Consider the following 15384-nt stretch of genomic DNA (forward strand, 5'->3'; position numbering starts at 1 on the left):
ATGAGCGGATACGGGGGCGGCGGCGGGGCCCGCTGGAACGACGAGACGCAGAGCTGGGAGAGCGGCGGCACGGCACCCGGCCCCGTAGGGGGAGCCGGGGGCGGGCCGCCTGTCGTGCCCCCGGCTCCGCCCCCACCGGAGTACGCGCCGGATCGCGGGCCGGATCACGCGCCGGTCGGGGCGATACCGGAGTACGTCTCCACGGACGCCCCCGCACATCCGCCCGCACATCCGCCCGCACACCCGCCCGCGCACGTGCCCGTGTACGTGCCCGAGGAGGGCGGCTGGCGGACTCCCGTACCCGGAGCGGTCGCTCCGGCGGCCCGGACGCGGTCGCGGACCGTCGTCGCGGCGGGGGTCGCCGCGGCCGTCCTCGTGGCGGGCTCCGCCGGCGGCTGGCTGCTCTGGGGCCGGGACGGCGACGGGAAGCCCCCGACGGCCGGCGGCCCGTCGGCCTCCGTACCGGCCCCGCCGGAGAGCACCGACCCCACCGGGACGGAGCCCACCTCCGACTCGCCGTCGCCGTCGTTGTCGCCGTCCGACGGCACCACCCCTCCCACGGACGACCTACCGCCGCCCGGTTACCGCGCCGTCGAGGACCTCAAGGGCTTCACGGTCGCCGTCCCCGAGGGCTGGGACCGCACCGAGTCCGGCCAGAGCGTCTTCTACAACGCGCCGGACGGCCGGAGCCTGCTCCAGGTCTTCGTGGTCACCGAGGCCGGTCTGACGCCGTACGACGCCCTGCGCGGGGCCTCGGAGGACGGCCGGGACAGCAAGCCCGGGTACCGGGAGATCAGCCTCGAACGGGTCACCGGCGAAGCCGGAGCCCCGGCCGACTCCGCCGAACTGGTCTACGCGTACGACCGGCCCGACGGCAGCCGCCGCCAGGTCGTCGACCGGGCCTTCACGGCCGCGGACGGCACCCACTACGCGATCCTGGCCGCGGGCCCGGAGAGCGCCTGGCCGAAGCAGCGCGAAGTCCTCAGCGTGGCCCTGGACTTCTTCAGCCCTGGCGCGCACTGAAGCTCTGGCGCGCACCGAAGCGCTGGCGGGCACGGAGGCTTTGGCGGGCGCTCAGGCCGTGGCGGGCACTGACGCGGGGCGGGCGCGCCGTGTTCAGAGCGTTCCCGCCTCCCGCAGCTTCGTCGCCAGCGCCGACAGGTCGTCCTGCGCGCGCAGGAGCAGTCCCTCGCCGAAGGTGATCCGGGTCGCGCCCAGCCGGCCGAGCTCCGCGAAGGGCGGGCCGCCCGGACCGGCGAGGGCGTTGAGGGGGAGGTCGCCGAGGGCGGCCCGCAGGGCCGGGAGGTCGGCGGGCGGGGCGGCGATCGGGTAGACGCAGTCCGCGCCCGCCTCCGCGTAGAGCCGGGCGCGGGTGATCGCCGCCCCCACCGGGTCGGGCACGCGGCGGATGTACACGTCCACGCGCGCGTTGACGAAGAGTTCGGGCCCGGCGGCGGCCCGGACCTCCGCCAGCCACTCGGCGTGCGCCCGCGCGTCCCTCAGCTCGCGGTCCTCGCCGGTGTCCTCCAGGTTGACCCCGACGGCGCCGGACTCCCGTACCCGTTCCACCAGTTCCGCGGCGGGCAGGCCGTAGCCGCCCTCCAGGTCCGCCGTGACGGGTACGGAGACCGCGCGCACGATCCGGGCCACGGCACCGAACATCTCCGCGGTGGGCGTCGCCCCGTCCTCGTACCCGAGCGCGGCGGCCACCCCGGCACTCGGCGTGGCGAGCGCCGGGAAGCCGGCCGCCTCGAAGGCGCGGGCGCTCACCGCGTCCCACGGGCCGGGCAGGACCAGCGGATCGCCGGCGGGCCGGTCCCGGTGCAGGGCGCGCAGCGCCTCGGCCTTCGCGGCCCCGCTGCCCCCGCTCACGCGGAGCGGGGGGTGTAGTGGCCGGGCGCCATCCGGGTGGTGACGGCGATCCGGTTCCAGGAGTTGATGACGACGATCGCGCCGATGACCCGGGCGAGTTCGGTCTCGTCGAAGTGCGCGGCGGCCTGGGCGTACACCTCGTCGGGGACGGAGCCGTCGGTGAGGAGGGTGACGGACTCGGTCAGCGCGAGGGCCGCGAGCTCCCGCTCGGTGTAGAAGTGCCGGGACTCCCGCCAGGCGGAGAGCTGCACGATGCGCTCGACGGTCTCGCCCTCGGCGAGGGCGTCCTTGGTGTGCATGTCGAGGCAGAACGCGCAGTGGTTGACCTGCGAGGCCCGGATCTTGATCAGATGGTAGAGGGTCGGGTCGACGTCCTTCGCCGCCGCCCGCTCCAACTGGAGCATGGCCCGGTAGAACTCGGGGACGCGCTCGGCGAGGGGGAGTCGGGGGGCGTGCTCGTGGGCGTACTCGGTCGGGGCGGGGGCCGTGGGCTTCACGGTGTCGGTCGTCATGCCTCTCACCGTATGAGCCGGGTGGCGCAGGAGTATGGTCCATTTCCATGGTGAACGAGTGGGCCACCTTCGGCAGCGACCTCCATCTGGAACTCCGTGGTCCGCGCCTGCGGGCCGGCCTCATGGACGCCCTGCGGGAGGCGGTACGCAGCGGGCGCCTGGAGGCGGGCACCCGGCTGCCGTCCTCCCGGGCGCTCGCCGCCGACCTCGGCATGGCCCGTAACACCGTCGCCGACGCCTACGCCGAACTCGTCGCCGAGGGCTGGCTGACGGCCCGGCAGGGCTCCGGCACCCGGGTCGCCCGCCGAGCGGAGCCCCGCCGCGCCGAGCCCGGCCGCGCCGACCCGCGCCTGGCGGGGGCGCGGCCGTCGCGCACCTCCGCCTCCGCCCCTGTGCTCGCCCTGCCCCGGCCCGCCGCGCCCGCGCACAACCTGAAGCCCGGCACCCCCGACCTCGCCTCCTTCCCGCGCGCCGAGTGGCTCAAGGCGTACCGGCGGGCGCTCACCGCGGCCCCGAACGAGGCCTTCGGATACGGCGATCCGCGCGGCCGGATCGAACTGCGCACCGTCCTCGCCGAGTACCTCGCCCGCGCGCGGGGCGTGCACGTCCGGCCCGAGCGGATCGTCGTCTGCGCCGGTTTCGTGCACGGACTGATGCTGATCGGCCAGGTGCTGCTGAACCGGGGGGTACGCGACGTGGCGGTCGAGTCGTACGGGCTCGGCCTCCACGCCGGTCTCCTGACCGGGGCGGGGCTCGGAACCCCGGTCCTGCCCTTCGACGAACGCGGCACCCGTGTCGAGGAGCTGGGGGGTCCGGGTCTTGCGGGAGCCGACCCGGGGGCCGGCCCGGGAGCCGTCCTCATGACGGCCGCCCACCAGTTCCCGCTGGGCGGCGCCCTGCCGCCGGACCGGCGGGCGGCGGTCGTCGACTGGGCACGGGCCTCGGGCGGCTTCGTCCTGGAGGACGACTACGACGGCGAGTTCCGCTACGACCGCCAGCCGGTGGGCGCGCTTCAGGGCCTCGACCCCGAGCGGGTCGTCTACCTCGGCACGGCGAGCAAGTCCCTCGCCCCGGGGCTGCGGCTCGCGTGGATGGTGCTGCCGGAGAGCCTGGTCGGCGAGGTCGCGGCGGCGAAGGGGGCGGTGGACTGGACGTCGAGCGCGCCGGACCAGCTGGCGTTCGCGGAGTTCCTCGCCTCGGGGGCGTACGACCGGCACGTACGGGCGATGCGGCTGCGCTACCGGCGCCGCCGCGACCAGCTGGTGGCGGCGGTGGCCGCGCACTCGCCCGGGACCCGGGTCAGCGGGATCGCGGCCGGCCTCCACGCGGTCCTGGCCCTGCCGCCCGGCACGGAGCAGGACGTACTGCGGTCCGCCGCCTGGCACGGCCTCGCCGTCCAGGGCGTCAACCAGTTCCGCCGCCCCGCGGTCCCAGCGACCCTGGACGGCCTCGTCGTCGGCTACGCCACACCTCCGGACAGCGCCTGGCAGGGCGCCCTCCGGACCCTCTGCCAGGTGCTGCCCTAGGGGCACCCCCCGGGGGGCGCCGCCCTAGGGGTGCCGATCGGTTCAGGTCGGCAGCAGCGCGGAGGCGAGTTCGCGCCATGCGCGGGCCGGCAGCGCCGCCGGATCGGCCGTCAGCACCTGGAGGCAGACGTGGTCGGCTCCCGCGTCGAGGTGCTCCTGGACGCGGCGGCGGATCGCCTCCGTGTCCCCGTACGCCACGATCGCGTCCACGAGGCGGCGGCTCGGGCCGCCGACGATGTCCTCGTCGCCGAAGCCGAGCCGCCGTACGTTCGCCTGCTGGTGCGGTGCCATGGCGACGTATCCGGCGACATGTGCCGTGGCCAGCTCCCGGGCCCGGGCGAGGTCGGTGTCGAGGACGACCGCCTGCTCGACCCCGAGAAAGGCGTCGGGGCCCATGATCTCGCGGGCCTGCGCGGTGTGTTCGACGGGGACGAAGTAGGGGTGCGCGCCCCAGGTGCGTTCGGCGGCAAGGCGCAGCATCTTCGGGCCCAGGGCGGCGAGCACGCGGCGCGGAGCCGGGTCCGGGGCCGGCCCGTGGGAGGGCGCGGCGTCCATGGAGGAGAGATAGGCCCGCATGGTGTGCAGCGCCCGGCCGCGGGCCGGCACGGGATAGCCGTCCACCTCGTGAACGGTGTCGTCGACCCGGTGTCCGCCCAGGCCGAGCACGTACCGTCCGGGAAACGCCTCGCCGAGCGTGCGGGTCGCGGTGGCGGTGGCGATCGGATCCCGGAAGGCGATGTTGGCGATGCCGGAGGCGACGGTGATCCGGCGCGTCGCCGAGAGCAGTAACCACGCCTGGCCCACGGTGTCGCGGCCGAAGGCCTCGCCGTACCAGATCGCCCCGTAACCCAACTCCTCCAGTTCGGCAGCCGATTCCCGTACGCGTCCGGCGGGGTGGCCGTCGTACGCGAAGGTCCATATCCCGATCCGGCCGAGTGCGGTGCGCGTGCCGTCCGTCATCCGTGCTCCCCAATTTCTCATTCCCGAACGAGAACCGGAGAGGTTCTCCGGTTCTGCTGCCCGGTACGATACGGAGAACCTCTCCGGTTGGCCATACCTGGAGGCGACCGAAGGACGGGACGATGACGAACACGCCGGGCCGTACCCCCGCCCAGCCCCCGCGGCGCACCGACGCCCGCCTCAACCGCGAACGCCTGACGGCGGTGGCGCGGGAGGTGTTCGCCGAAGCGGGCCCCGGAGCCTCGCTCAACGAGATCGCCCGCCGGGCCGGAGTGGGCCCCGGGACCCTGTACCGGCACTTCCCGAACCGTCAGGCCCTGCTGACCGCCGTCCTCAAGGATCGGATCGAGACGCTGTGCGGGCAGGCGGAGGCACTGGCCGCCTCGCACTCGGCCGACGACGCCCTGGCGGGGTGGCTGCGCGCCTTCCTGGTCCACGCCCGGCTGAACCACGGCATGGGCAGCGCCCTGATGGTCGAGGAGCCCGACGCGCCCGGCCTCGACTGTCACCGGCTGATCCTGGACGCGGCGACCGGCCTCCTCGACCGGGCCCAGCGGCACGGAACGGCGCGCCCCGACCTGACCGCCGACGACCTGCTCCAACTCGTCGTCGGCGTCGCCCTCTCCACCAGCCACGACGAGGACACCGCACGCCCCGACCGGCTCCTGGCCCTGATCCTCGACGCCGCACACGCGACACCACGACGCCGGCCCTAGGGGGTGTCCGGACTATCCGGACTAGGGGCCCTTCTTCGCCTCCGTGACCGCCGCGTCCCCCAGGTCCCCCTCGGGGTCCACCACCGGCGCCTCGCCGAAGCGGGCCAGGGCCAGGGAGCCCGCCACCGCCACCGCGAAGCCCACGAACGCGAGCCAGCCGAGGCCTTCCCGCGTGGTGTCGCCCAGCCAGACCACCCCGACCACCGCCGGCCCGATCGTCTCGCCGAGCACCGTGCCCGCCGTCGCCGTGGTCACCGAGCCGCGCTGGAGCGCCGAGGTCAGCAGCAGGAACGCGGCCCCGCCGCCGATCAGGAGCGCGTACCAGACCGGATCGGTGAAATCGACGCCGTCGAACAGCCGGACCGCCACCTCCACCACCCCGAACCCGAAGCCCGCCCCCAGGCCCAGGACCAGCGCACGGGGCCGGTCCGCCAGCCGGCCGCCGATCACGCCGAGCAGCAGCACCCCGAAGGAGGCCGCGAGCAGTGCCCAGCGCAGTGCCTCCGACCCGTCGCGGTGGCCCTCCTTCCCCGAGGTGAGGGCGAGCAGCGCGAGCCCGACGCAGACCACGGCCACCGCCGTCCACTCCGTCCGGCTCAGCCGCACCCGCAGCAGCCGGGAGGCGATGACCGCCGTGACCGCCAGGCTCCCGGCGGTCGCCGCGCCCACCACGTAGATGGGCAGCGTCCGCAGGGCCACGATCTGCAGGACGAAGCCCAGGCCGTCCAGGCCGAGACCGGCGGCGTACCGCCACTGCCGTACCGCCCGCAACAACAGCGCGACGTCGACACCACCGCCGGTCCCCGGTGTCACGGCACGGGCCGCCATCGCCTCGAGAACCGAGGCCGCGCCGAAGCAGACGGACGAGACGAGCGCACAAATCATCCCCAGTAGCACGAAATGACTCTAGGTGCTGCGGCCGGAAATCACCGGCCTACACTGTGCGGTCGCGACAGACGTGAACGCGACAAGCGTGCCCGAGGGCGTCGCGACCGTGAAGGGGAGGCGACGGACATGCGGAGGCTGAGGTCGAGCACGGTGGTGCTCGGCGGGATGGGTGTGCTCGCGGCGACGATCACCGCGTGCGGCTCCGAGCCGGACAGGCGGTGCGTGGACCCGCTGACCCGGGAGGAGCTGCCCAGCTACCGGTGCGAGAGCGGCGGCGGTGACGATGACGACGACGGCGGCACCACCCAGCGGGGCGCGTACTACTACGGCGGATCCGTCCGCGACAACAACCGGGTGAGCGGCGGCAGCTTCGACAAGACCGCCGTCGACACCGGCGGCTTCGGCTGCTCCGGTTCCGGCGGCGGCTGAGAGGGCCCGGCACATGGAACGGCACACCATCGAGCCCCGGCCCGGCTGGCAGGAGACGGTGGAGGAGCAGGGGGTCGTCTACCCCCTGACCCGCTACCCGGACGGTTCGCTGCGCCCCTACTGGGACGAGAGCGCGTACTACTCCTTCACCCTCCCCGAGGTCGAGGCCCTGGAGGAGGTCGTCGAGGAGCTGCACGCGATGTGCCTGGCCGCCGCCGCGCACATCGTCGAGCGGGACCGGTTCGCCGAGCTCGGCATCACCGACCCGAAGCTCGCCGCCCGGGTCGCCGAGTCCTGGCGCCGCCGCGCCGAACTCCCGTCCCTGTACGGGCGTTTCGACCTGCACTACGACGGTTCGGGCCCGGCGAAGATGCTGGAGTACAACGCCGACACCCCCACGTCGCTCGTGGAGGCGGCGAGCCCGCAGTGGTTCTGGATGGAGGAGCGGTTCCCCGGCGCCGACCAGTGGAACTCCCTCCACGAACGGCTCGTCGACGCCTGGCGCAAGCAGGCCCACCTGCTGCCGCCGGGACCCGTCCACTTCGTCCACTCCGACGGCGACGAACTCGGCGAGGACCTGATGACGGTCGCGTACCTGCGCGAGACCGCCCAGCAGGCCGGTCTGGAGACCGAGGCCCTCTCCGTCGAACGGATCGGCTGGGACCGGCTCTCCCGCCGCTTCGTGGACGACCGGCTCCGCTTCATCCGCAGCTGCTTCAAGCTCTACCCGTGGGAGTGGCTGACCACCGACCGCTTCGGCCGGCACGTCCTCGACACCCTCGACAACGGCGGCGGCACGGGCACCACCTGCTGGATCGAGCCCGCCTGGAAGATGCTGCTCTCCAACAAGGCGCTCCTGGCGATCCTGTGGGAGCTGTACCCCGGCCACCCGAACCTGCTCCCCGCCTACCTCGACGGGCCGCGCGAACTGGCCGCGACCACCGGCTGGGTGGCCAAGCCGCTGCTGGGCCGCGAGGGCGCGGGCGTCACCCTGCACGAGGCGGGCACGGAGCCGTTCGTACGGGACGGGGACCCCTGCTGCTACCAGGAGCTGGCCCCGCTGCCCGACTTCGACGGCAACCGGGTGGTGCTCGGCGCGTGGGTCGTCGAGGACGAGGCGGCGGGACTCGGGATCCGGGAGTCGGCGGGCCTCGTCACCGACGAGTACGCCCGCTTCCTCCCGCACGTGATCCTTTAGCCGTCACCGGCCCGACGCCAGACCTGGACGGTGACCGGACCCGGATTGGGGCGCGCGATCGCCGCCAGGACCGCGCCGATCGCGTACGTGTGCCCGTGGCGGCCGTGCTCTCGCAGGAGCACGGCGGCCTCGTCGCTCACGGGCCGGGTGACGTCGTGCGTCGCCGCCGTCAGGCGGCATCCTCCCGGGCGTCGTCCGCGCCTGACGCGTGACGGCGCAGCTCGTCGCGGGCGGCCCTGAGCTCCTCGTCGGTCAGCGGGTCGTTGTCGCTATCGAGCATCTGATCCTCTGTCGACGCCCTCCTCGCGGGCGGTTCTCGCCCGCACCGCCAGGGGAGTCCAGGTCTCTCGCCCTCAGGCCGACAGCACCCCTCGCAACTGCTCCAGACCCCAGTCCAGGTCCTCCTTCGAGATCACCAGCGGCGGCGCGATCCGGATCGTCGAACCGTGGGTGTCCTTCACCAGGACGCCCCGCTCCATCAGCCTCTCCGAGATCTCCCGGCCCGTGCCCCGGGACGGCGTGATGTCGACCCCGGCCCACAGTCCGCGCCCGCGCACCGCCTCCACCGCACCGCCGCCCACGAGCAGACCCAGCTCCGCGTGGAGGTGCTCGCCCAGCTCCGTCGCCCGCTCCTGGAACTCGCCCGTCCGCAGCATCGCGATCACCTCGAGGGCCACCGCGCAGGCCAGCGGGTTCCCGCCGAACGTCGAACCGTGCTCACCCGGCCGGAACACCCCGAGCACGTCACGGTCGGCGACCACCGCCGACACCGGCACCACCCCGCCGCCCAGCGCCTTCCCCAGGATGTACACGTCCGGCACCACGCCCTCGTGCTCGCACGCGAACGTCCGCCCCGTCCGGCCCAGGCCCGACTGGATCTCGTCCGCCACGAACAGCACGTTCCGCCGGCGCGTCAGCTCCCTCACCCCCGCCAGATAGCCGGCCGGCGGGACGAGGACCCCGGCCTCGCCCTGGATCGGCTCGATCAGCACGGCCACCGTGTTCTCGGTGACCGCCGCCTCCATCGCCGTCAGATCCCCGTACGGCACGATCTCGAACCCCGGCGTGTACGGGCCGAAGTGGTCCCGCGCCTCGTGGTCCGTGGAGAAGCTGACGATCGTCGTCGTCCGGCCGTGGAAGTTGTTCGCCGCGACCACGATCTTCGCGTGCCCGTCCGGCACGCCCTTCACCTCGTACCCCCACTTCCGGGCGGTCTTCACGGCCGTCTCGACCGCCTCCGCGCCCGTGTTCATCGGCAGCACCGCTTCCTTGCCGCACAGCTCCGCGAGCTGCGTGCAGAACTCGGCGAACCGGTCGTGGTGGAAGGCGCGCGAGGTCAGCGTCACCCGCTCCAGCTGGGCCTTCGCCGCGTCGATCAGACGCCGGTTGCCGTGCCCGAAGTTGAGCGCCGAGTACCCGGCGAGCATGTCGAGATAGCGGCGCCCCTCGACATCGGTCATCCAGGCGCCGTCCGCCGAAGCGACGACGACCGGCAGGGGGTGGTAGTTGTGTGCGCTGTGCGCCTCCGCCGAAGCGATCGCGTCTTGTGTGCTCGACACGGGATCTCCGTTCGTCCTGCGGCTCGCGGGCTGGACCCGCCGAAGGGGTGTGGCCCCTGTTTCTATCGTCGCTCGGATGCCGGACCGGGAAACCTCCCGCGCGGCGCGCCCGCTACTCTGAAAACACGCACGGCGACTGGCGTACGGGGAAGCGACCCCGGGGGAGCCGTGCGCGGCAGACCACACGAGACGCCGCCCGCCTGGGCGTCACGGGACCGAAGTCCCGCGTGGCGCCGCGCCTCCCACGCAGTGCCCCGGGACCCACCGACGCCCGGAGGACCCGCCATGAGCGCCCCGCAGCACGCCCCCCAGCACCCCGCACTCGCCACCGCCGACCCCGAACTCGCCGCCCTCGTCGGCGCCGAGGAACGCCTCCAGGCCGAGACCCTGCGCCTGATCCCCAGCGAGAACTACGTCTCCGCCGCCGTCCTCGAAGCCTCCGGCACCGTCCTCCAGAACAAGTACAGCGAGGGCTACCCCGGCCGCCGCTACTACGAGGGCCAGCAGAACATCGACCAGGTCGAGACCCTCGCCGTCGAGCGCGCCAAGGCACTCTTCGGCGTCGACCACGCCAACGTCCAGCCCTACTCGGGCTCCCCGGCCAACCTCGCCGTCTACCTCGCCTTCGCCGAGCCCGGCGACACCGTCATGGGCATGGCCCTGCCCATGGGCGGCCACCTCACCCACGGCTGGGGCGTCTCCGCCACCGGCAAGTGGTTCCGCGGCGTCCAGTACGGCGTACGCCAGGACACGGGGCTCATCGACTTCGACCAGGTCCGCGAGCTGGCCCTCAAGGAACGCCCGAAGGTCATCTTCTGCGGCGGCACCGCGCTGCCCCGCACGATCGACTTCGCCGCCTTCGGCGAGATCGCCCGTGAGGCCGGCGCCGTGCTCGTCGCCGACGTCGCCCACATCGCCGGCCTCATCGCCGGTGGCGCCCACCCGTCCCCGGTCCCGCACGTGGACGTGATCTCCACGACCACCCACAAGACCCTGCGCGGCCCGCGCGGCGCCATGCTCATGTCCCGCGAGGAGCACGCCAAGGCCCTCGACAAGGCCGTCTTCCCCGGCCTCCAGGGCGGCCCGCACAACCAGACCACCGCCGCCATCGCCGTCGCCCTCCGCGAGGCCTCCCAGCCCTCCTTCCGTGACTACGCCCACGCCGTCGTCGCCAACGCCAAGGCCCTCGCCGAGGCGCTTCTCGCCCGCGGCTTCGACCTCGTCTCCGGCGGCACCGACAACCACCTGATCCTCATGGACCTGACCCCCAAGCAGGTCCCCGGCAAGATCGCCGCGAAGGCCCTCGACCGGGCGGGCATCGTCGTCAACTACAACACCGTCCCCTACGACTCCCGGAAGCCCTTCGACCCGTCCGGCATCCGCATCGGCACCCCCTCCCTCACCTCCCGCGGTCTCACCCCGGACCACATGGTCCAGGTCGCCGAGTGGATCGACCGCGGTGTCGCGGCGGCCGGCACGGGCGACGAGGACGCCCTCGGCACCGTCCGCGCCGAGGTCGCCGCCCTGATGGCCGCGTACCCGGCCCCGGGCCTCCCGATCTGACCGACCACACCCGGCCGACCGCGCCCGGCCGACCGCACCCGGCCGACCGCACCCTGCCGACGCGCGGTCGGCCCGGCCTTCCCGCCGGCGCCTACCCGCCCGTCGACTCCGCCGTCCGGCGGGCCTCCTCGCGGTCCGGTATGCCTTCCAGGCGGAAGGTGCGCGTGCCCCCGTTCCTCGTCCAGAGGAGCGTGGGGCCCGCCGTGCGAACCTCATGGGTCCACACCGAGCCCGTCCCGTCCGTCATCGGGAACGTCAGCAGATGCGGGGCCGCGAACCAGTAGCCCTGCGCGCCGTCCGGCAGGTCGACCCACTCCGGCTGCGTCCTGACCTGCTTGGCGAAGCCGATGTCCAGGCGGGCCGGGAACTCGTCGAGCCGGACCGTCCGCTCCCCGTCGCGCCAGCACAGGCTGATCACCGCCCGGCCCCGCTCGGCGGATCCCGTCACCGAGACCGCGCCCGGCGCGCCGAGCGCCTCCGGTATCAGCGGCTCGAACCCGGCTCTGCGCCCGGCCTCCGCCAACGGCACCGGCCGCGGGCACCCCGGCACCCCCGCGCCGGGCGGCGCGGGGCGGCCGCCCGGGTCGTACTCCACGGCGACACCGCCGAAGCCGAACCAGTCCGCCACCGCCGCCCGCACCGGCGGGGTGAGTACCAGGACGATCAGCACCCCGCTCAGACCCGCGACCAGCGCCCGCCACCGCGCGCGCACCCACGCCGAAGCCGACGCCCACCGACCGGCCCGCACCGGCTCCTGCTCCCACTCCGGCTCCCGCTCGGGCACCGGGACCGGGACCGGCACCCGCTCGGCGAGGAGCTGGGCGAGCACCCGCTCGGCCATCGTCTCGCCGTCCACGTCCGGCACCCGAAGCCGCCGGCCCAGCTGCCTCAGCTCCTCCGGCAGACCCTCGTCAGCCACGCTCCCCACCTCCTCCCCGCTCCTCCGGGCCTTCCTTCAACACGAGTCCCAGCTTCTTCAGCGCCCGGCTCAGCCGGGACTTCACCGTCCCTCTCGGCCAGCCGAGCGCCTGGGCCGTCTCCGTCTCGTCCAGCTCCAGGAGGTAGCGGTGGATCACCACCTGCCGGTGGTCCTCGGCGAGTCCGTCCAGGGCGTCGAGCAGCCGCCGGCTCCGCTCCCGCTCCTCGGCCGCGACCGCCGGGTCCGCCGACTCCGGTATCCGCGGCTCGCCCCCGAGCAGGTCCGCCTCCCGGCCGGCGACGGCACGCTGCCGACCCGCCGAGCGCACTGTGTTCCTGGTCTCATTGACGACGATCCGCAGCAGCCACGGCCGGAACGCCGAGCCCTCCTTGAACCGGCCGAGGGAGCGGTACGCCTTGAAGAAGGCCTGCTGCACCACGTCTTCGGCCTCCGCGCCCGCACCGCACGCCACCGCCGCCCTCAGAGCGACCGCCGTGTGCGCGCGGACCAGTGCCGCGTACGCCTCCGGCTCCCCGGCGCGTACCCGTTCGATCACCGCGGCCTCGTCGTCGACCAGGCCCCCCTCCCGCGTCCTCACACTCTTGATACACCGGCAGTCGGGGATCGGTTCCCACACCTGAGAGAATGATGTGCATGGCCTCTGACCGACCTCGCGCGCTCTCCGGAATCCAGCCCACGGCGGGCTCGTTCCACCTCGGCAACTACCTCGGTGCGATCCGCCAGTACGTCGCACTGCAGGAGACCCACGACGCCTTCTACATGGTCGTCGACCTGCACGCCATCACGGTTCCGCAGGACCCCGCCGAGCTCCGGGCGAACACCCGGCTCGCCGCCGCCCAGCTGCTGGCTGCCGGCCTGGACCCGGACCGCTGCACCCTCTTCATCCAGAGCCACGTCCCCGAGCACGCGCAGCTCGGCTGGGTCATGAACTGCCTCACCGGCTTCGGCGAGGCCTCCCGCATGACCCAGTTCAAGGACAAGTCCGCGAAGCAGGGCGCCGACCGCGCCACCGTGGGCCTCTTCACGTACCCGATCCTCCAGGTCGCGGACATCCTGCTCTACCAGGCCAACGAGGTCCCGGTCGGCGAGGACCAGCGCCAGCACATCGAGCTGACCCGCGACCTCGCGGAGCGCTTCAACGGCCGGTTCGGCGACACCTTCACCGTCCCCAGGCCGCACATCGTCAAGGAGACCGGGAAGATCTACGACCTCCAGGACCCGACGATCAAGATGAGCAAGTCGGCGTCCACGCCGAAGGGCCTCATCAACCTCCTGGACGACCCGAAGGTCACCGCGAAGAAGGTCAAGAGCGCGGTCACCGACACCGACACGGTGATCCGTTTCGACCCGGAGAACAAGGCGGGCGTCTCCAACCTGCTGACGATCATGTCCACGCTCACCTCCACCTCCGTCGCGGACCTGGAGAAGAGCTACGAGGGCAAGATGTACGGCGCCCTCAAGACGGATCTCGCCGAGGTCATGGTGGACTTCGTCACGCCGTTCCGGGCCCGCACCCAGGAATACCTGGACGACCCCGAGACGCTGGACTCAGTCCTGGCCAAGGGAGCCGAGAAGGCCCGCGCGGTGGCCGCGGAGACGCTGGCGCAGACGTACGACCGGATGGGCTTCCTGCCCGCCAAGCACTGACGTCCCGCCCGCCGGGCACGGAGGCGGACGACCCTGGCCATAAGGGTGGTGCAGGCCGCACACTGGCGGCTGCACCACCACGAGCCACCACCGCACACGACCACCGCACACGAGCCACCACCGCACACACGCAGACGCACGACGGAGGAGAACGACGTGGGGACCGTAACGCTCGGCGTTTCGATCGCGGTCCCGGAGCCCTACGGCAGCCTGCTCCAGGAGCGGCGCGCCGGCTTCGGGGACCCGGCCGCCTACGGCATCCCCACGCACGTCACGCTGGTTCCGCCGACCGAGGTCACGGAGGACCGGCTGCCGGAGATCGAGGCGCACCTCGCCGGTGTCGCCGCCGACCACCAGCCCTTCCCGGTACGCCTGAAGGGCACCGGGACCTTCCGTCCGCTCTCCCCCGTCGTCTACGTGAAGGTGGCGGAGGGCGACTCGCCCTGCCGCCGCCTCCAGCACCTGATCCGGGACGAGACGGGGCCGCTGGTGCGCGAGCTCCAGTTCCCGTACCACCCGCACGTCACCGTGGCGCACGGCATCTCCGAGGAGGGGATGGACCGGGCGTTCGAGGAGCTCGCCGGCTACGAGGCGGCCTGGACCTGCCGCTCCTTCGCGCTGTACGAGCAGGGCCCGGACGGCGTGTGGCGGAAGCTGTACGACTACATGTTCGGCAGCGGCCGTCCGGTGCCGGCCCTCCCGTCGCAGGGCGTCAGCCCGGTCGACACGCCGACCGCAACCACCACGGGCTGACGCCTCCGCCCCGCCCCCGGCGCCTCACACCGGCAGCCCCCGGCAGCCCCCGGCGCCTCACACCGGCAGCCGCCGGAACAGCGGCCTCGGCGCGTGCCGTACCGCCGCCATCACCACCCGCAGGGCTCCCGGCACCCACACCGTCTCCGAGCGGCGCCGCAGCCCCAGCTCGATCGCGCTCGCGACCGCCTCCGGGGTGGTCGGGAGCGGCCCCTCCGCGAGCCCGGCCGTCCTCCGCGAGCGCACGAATCCGGGCCGTACGACCATGACGTGCACGCCCGTACCGTGCAGGGCGTCCCCGAGGCCCTGGGCGAAGGCGTCGAGCCCCGCTTTCGAGGAGCCGTAGATGAAGTCGGCGCGGCGGGCCCGCTCGCCCGCCACCGAGGAGAGCACCACCAGCGAGCCGTGCCCCTGCGCCTGGAGCGCGCCCGCGCACACCAGGCCCGCGGAGACGGCGCCGGTGTAGTTGGTCTGGGCGACGCGGACGGCGGCGACGGGGTCGGACTCGTCGCGCGCCTGGTCGCCGGGGACCCCGAAGGCGAGCAGCACCATGTCGACGTCACCCTCCGTGAAGATCTTGCCGAGCCGCTCCTCGTGCGAGTCGGTGTCGAGCGCGTCGAAGGGGACCGTGTGCACGTCGGCGCCGAGCGCGCGCAGCGAGTCGGCCGCGGCGGTCAGCGCGGGGGAGGGGCGCCCCGCCAGCCAGACGGTACGGGTCCGCCGTGCGATCAGCCGCCGGGCGGTGGCGAGCCCGATCTCGGAGGTGCCCCCGAGGACGAGCAGGGACTGCGGTGCGCCGAAGGCGTCCTTCATGGGGGCTC

Annotated in this window: 17 protein-coding genes and 1 riboswitch; of the genes, 8 read left to right on the top strand and 9 right to left on the bottom strand. The window is 73.7% G+C overall.

Going from position 1 to position 15384, the window contains the following annotated elements:
• On the top strand, positions 1-1023 hold the full coding sequence (locus ACIA8N_RS06275) for a hypothetical protein (RefSeq protein WP_365784820.1): 1023 nt from the start codon (positions 1-3) through the stop codon (positions 1021-1023).
• A 93-nt stretch (positions 1024-1116) separates the two neighbouring features.
• On the opposite strand, the gene ACIA8N_RS06280 is transcribed toward ACIA8N_RS06275, so the two are convergent.
• Positions 1117-1872, bottom strand: a complete 756-nt coding sequence (locus tag ACIA8N_RS06280; protein ID WP_365784818.1) for an isocitrate lyase/phosphoenolpyruvate mutase family protein — start codon at positions 1870-1872, stop codon at positions 1117-1119.
• The gene (locus tag ACIA8N_RS06285) at positions 1869-2384 is read right to left on the bottom strand and encodes a carboxymuconolactone decarboxylase family protein (RefSeq protein ID WP_365784816.1); all 516 of its coding nucleotides are present in this window, start codon (positions 2382-2384) and stop codon (positions 1869-1871) included. Before ACIA8N_RS06285 ends, ACIA8N_RS06280 begins: the two co-directional genes overlap by 4 nt.
• A 47-nt stretch (positions 2385-2431) precedes the next feature.
• On the opposite strand from ACIA8N_RS06285, the gene ACIA8N_RS06290 reads away from it, so the two are divergent.
• Positions 2432-3910 carry a PLP-dependent aminotransferase family protein gene (locus tag ACIA8N_RS06290; RefSeq protein WP_365784814.1) on the top strand — a complete coding sequence of 493 codons (1479 nt, stop codon included), beginning with the start codon at positions 2432-2434 and terminating at the stop codon, positions 3908-3910.
• Between the two features lie 42 nt (positions 3911-3952).
• Here ACIA8N_RS06290 and ACIA8N_RS06295 read toward each other — a convergent pair whose 3' ends face one another.
• Positions 3953-4870: a TIGR03620 family F420-dependent LLM class oxidoreductase gene (locus tag ACIA8N_RS06295; RefSeq protein WP_365784812.1), complete on the bottom strand. Its 918-nt coding sequence runs from the start codon at positions 4868-4870 to the stop codon at positions 3953-3955.
• 122 nt (positions 4871-4992) lie between these two features.
• Between ACIA8N_RS06295 and ACIA8N_RS06300 the strand changes: the two genes are divergently transcribed.
• Positions 4993-5586, top strand: a complete 594-nt coding sequence (locus tag ACIA8N_RS06300; RefSeq protein WP_365784810.1) for a helix-turn-helix domain-containing protein — start codon at positions 4993-4995, stop codon at positions 5584-5586.
• A gap of 21 nt (positions 5587-5607) precedes the next feature.
• On the opposite strand, the gene ACIA8N_RS06305 is transcribed toward ACIA8N_RS06300, so the two are convergent.
• Positions 5608-6471: a hypothetical protein gene (locus ACIA8N_RS06305; protein WP_365784836.1), complete on the bottom strand. Its 864-nt coding sequence runs from the start codon at positions 6469-6471 to the stop codon at positions 5608-5610.
• A gap of 129 nt (positions 6472-6600) precedes the next feature.
• On the opposite strand from ACIA8N_RS06305, the gene ACIA8N_RS06310 reads away from it, so the two are divergent.
• Together ACIA8N_RS06310 and ACIA8N_RS06315 are read left to right on the top strand one after the other, a co-directional pair.
• Positions 6601-6903, top strand: a complete 303-nt coding sequence (locus ACIA8N_RS06310) for a hypothetical protein (protein WP_365784808.1) — start codon at positions 6601-6603, stop codon at positions 6901-6903.
• Positions 6904-6916: 13 nt separating this feature from the next.
• A complete protein-coding gene (locus ACIA8N_RS06315; RefSeq protein WP_365784806.1) occupies positions 6917-8101 on the top strand; it encodes a glutathionylspermidine synthase family protein in 1185 nt (394 codons plus the stop codon).
• Here ACIA8N_RS06315 and ACIA8N_RS06320 read toward each other — a convergent pair.
• On the bottom strand, positions 8098-8241 hold the full coding sequence (locus tag ACIA8N_RS06320) for a hypothetical protein (RefSeq protein ID WP_365784804.1): 144 nt from the start codon (positions 8239-8241) through the stop codon (positions 8098-8100). The two genes, ACIA8N_RS06315 and ACIA8N_RS06320, sit on opposite strands and share 4 nt — an antisense overlap.
• A 213-nt stretch (positions 8242-8454) precedes the next feature.
• Positions 8455-9660, bottom strand: a complete 1206-nt coding sequence (gene rocD / locus ACIA8N_RS06325; RefSeq protein ID WP_030211290.1) for an ornithine--oxo-acid transaminase — start codon at positions 9658-9660, stop codon at positions 8455-8457.
• Between the two features lie 122 nt (positions 9661-9782).
• A riboswitch (ZMP/ZTP riboswitch) is annotated at positions 9783-9873 on the top strand.
• Positions 9874-9945: 72 nt separating this feature from the next.
• Here rocD and glyA point away from each other — a divergent pair.
• Positions 9946-11223, top strand: coding sequence for a serine hydroxymethyltransferase (gene glyA, locus ACIA8N_RS06330; protein ID WP_365784802.1), 1278 nt, complete (start codon positions 9946-9948; stop codon positions 11221-11223).
• 91 nt (positions 11224-11314) lie between these two features.
• On the opposite strand, the gene ACIA8N_RS06335 is transcribed toward glyA, so the two are convergent.
• Both ACIA8N_RS06335 and ACIA8N_RS06340 read right to left on the bottom strand, forming a co-directional pair.
• Entirely contained in the window at positions 11315-12142 is an 828-nt protein-coding gene (locus ACIA8N_RS06335; protein WP_365784800.1) for a hypothetical protein, read from the bottom strand.
• Positions 12135-12740 (bottom strand): RNA polymerase sigma factor, encoded by a 606-nt coding sequence (locus tag ACIA8N_RS06340; protein WP_365784798.1) that lies wholly within the window; start codon positions 12738-12740, stop codon positions 12135-12137. The genes ACIA8N_RS06335 and ACIA8N_RS06340 overlap by 8 nt, the downstream gene beginning before the upstream one ends.
• Before the next feature lie 56 nt (positions 12741-12796).
• On the opposite strand from ACIA8N_RS06340, the gene trpS reads away from it, so the two are divergent.
• Both trpS and ACIA8N_RS06350 read left to right on the top strand, forming a co-directional pair.
• Complete coding sequence (gene trpS, locus ACIA8N_RS06345) at positions 12797-13810, top strand: tryptophan--tRNA ligase (protein WP_365784796.1); 1014 nt, start codon at positions 12797-12799, stop codon at positions 13808-13810.
• 156 nt (positions 13811-13966) lie between these two features.
• Positions 13967-14563 carry a 2'-5' RNA ligase family protein gene (locus ACIA8N_RS06350; protein WP_365784794.1) on the top strand — a complete coding sequence of 199 codons (597 nt, stop codon included), beginning with the start codon at positions 13967-13969 and terminating at the stop codon, positions 14561-14563.
• Between the two features lie 57 nt (positions 14564-14620).
• On the opposite strand, the gene ACIA8N_RS06355 is transcribed toward ACIA8N_RS06350, so the two are convergent.
• Positions 14621-15376, bottom strand: a complete 756-nt coding sequence (locus ACIA8N_RS06355) for a decaprenylphospho-beta-D-erythro-pentofuranosid-2-ulose 2-reductase (protein WP_365784792.1) — start codon at positions 15374-15376, stop codon at positions 14621-14623.
• Positions 15377-15384: the final 8 nt, after the last annotated feature.

It is taken from the genome of Streptomyces sp. NPDC051822 (assembly GCF_044452745.1).
Taxonomy (GTDB): domain Bacteria; phylum Actinomycetota; class Actinomycetes; order Streptomycetales; family Streptomycetaceae; genus Streptomyces.

Bases quoted from the DNA above. Each gene is read 5' to 3' on its own strand.
- ACIA8N_RS06275 (WP_365784820.1), top strand. From the start codon at position 1: ATGAGCGGATACGGGGGCGGCGGCGGGGCCCGCTGGAACGACGAGACG.
- ACIA8N_RS06285 (WP_365784816.1), bottom strand. From the start codon at position 2,384: ATGACGACCGACACCGTGAAGCCCACGGCCCCCGCCCCGACCGAGTAC.
- ACIA8N_RS06290 (WP_365784814.1), top strand. From the start codon at position 2,432: ATGGTGAACGAGTGGGCCACCTTCGGCAGCGACCTCCATCTGGAACTC.
- ACIA8N_RS06295 (WP_365784812.1), bottom strand. From the start codon at position 4,870: ATGACGGACGGCACGCGCACCGCACTCGGCCGGATCGGGATATGGACC.
- ACIA8N_RS06300 (WP_365784810.1), top strand. From the start codon at position 4,993: ATGACGAACACGCCGGGCCGTACCCCCGCCCAGCCCCCGCGGCGCACC.
- ACIA8N_RS06305 (WP_365784836.1), bottom strand. From the start codon at position 6,471: ATGATTTGTGCGCTCGTCTCGTCCGTCTGCTTCGGCGCGGCCTCGGTT.
- ACIA8N_RS06310 (WP_365784808.1), top strand. From the start codon at position 6,601: ATGCGGAGGCTGAGGTCGAGCACGGTGGTGCTCGGCGGGATGGGTGTG.
- ACIA8N_RS06315 (WP_365784806.1), top strand. From the start codon at position 6,917: ATGGAACGGCACACCATCGAGCCCCGGCCCGGCTGGCAGGAGACGGTG.
- glyA (WP_365784802.1), top strand. From the start codon at position 9,946: ATGAGCGCCCCGCAGCACGCCCCCCAGCACCCCGCACTCGCCACCGCC.
- trpS (WP_365784796.1), top strand. From the start codon at position 12,797: ATGGCCTCTGACCGACCTCGCGCGCTCTCCGGAATCCAGCCCACGGCG.
- ACIA8N_RS06355 (WP_365784792.1), bottom strand. From the start codon at position 15,376: ATGAAGGACGCCTTCGGCGCACCGCAGTCCCTGCTCGTCCTCGGGGGC.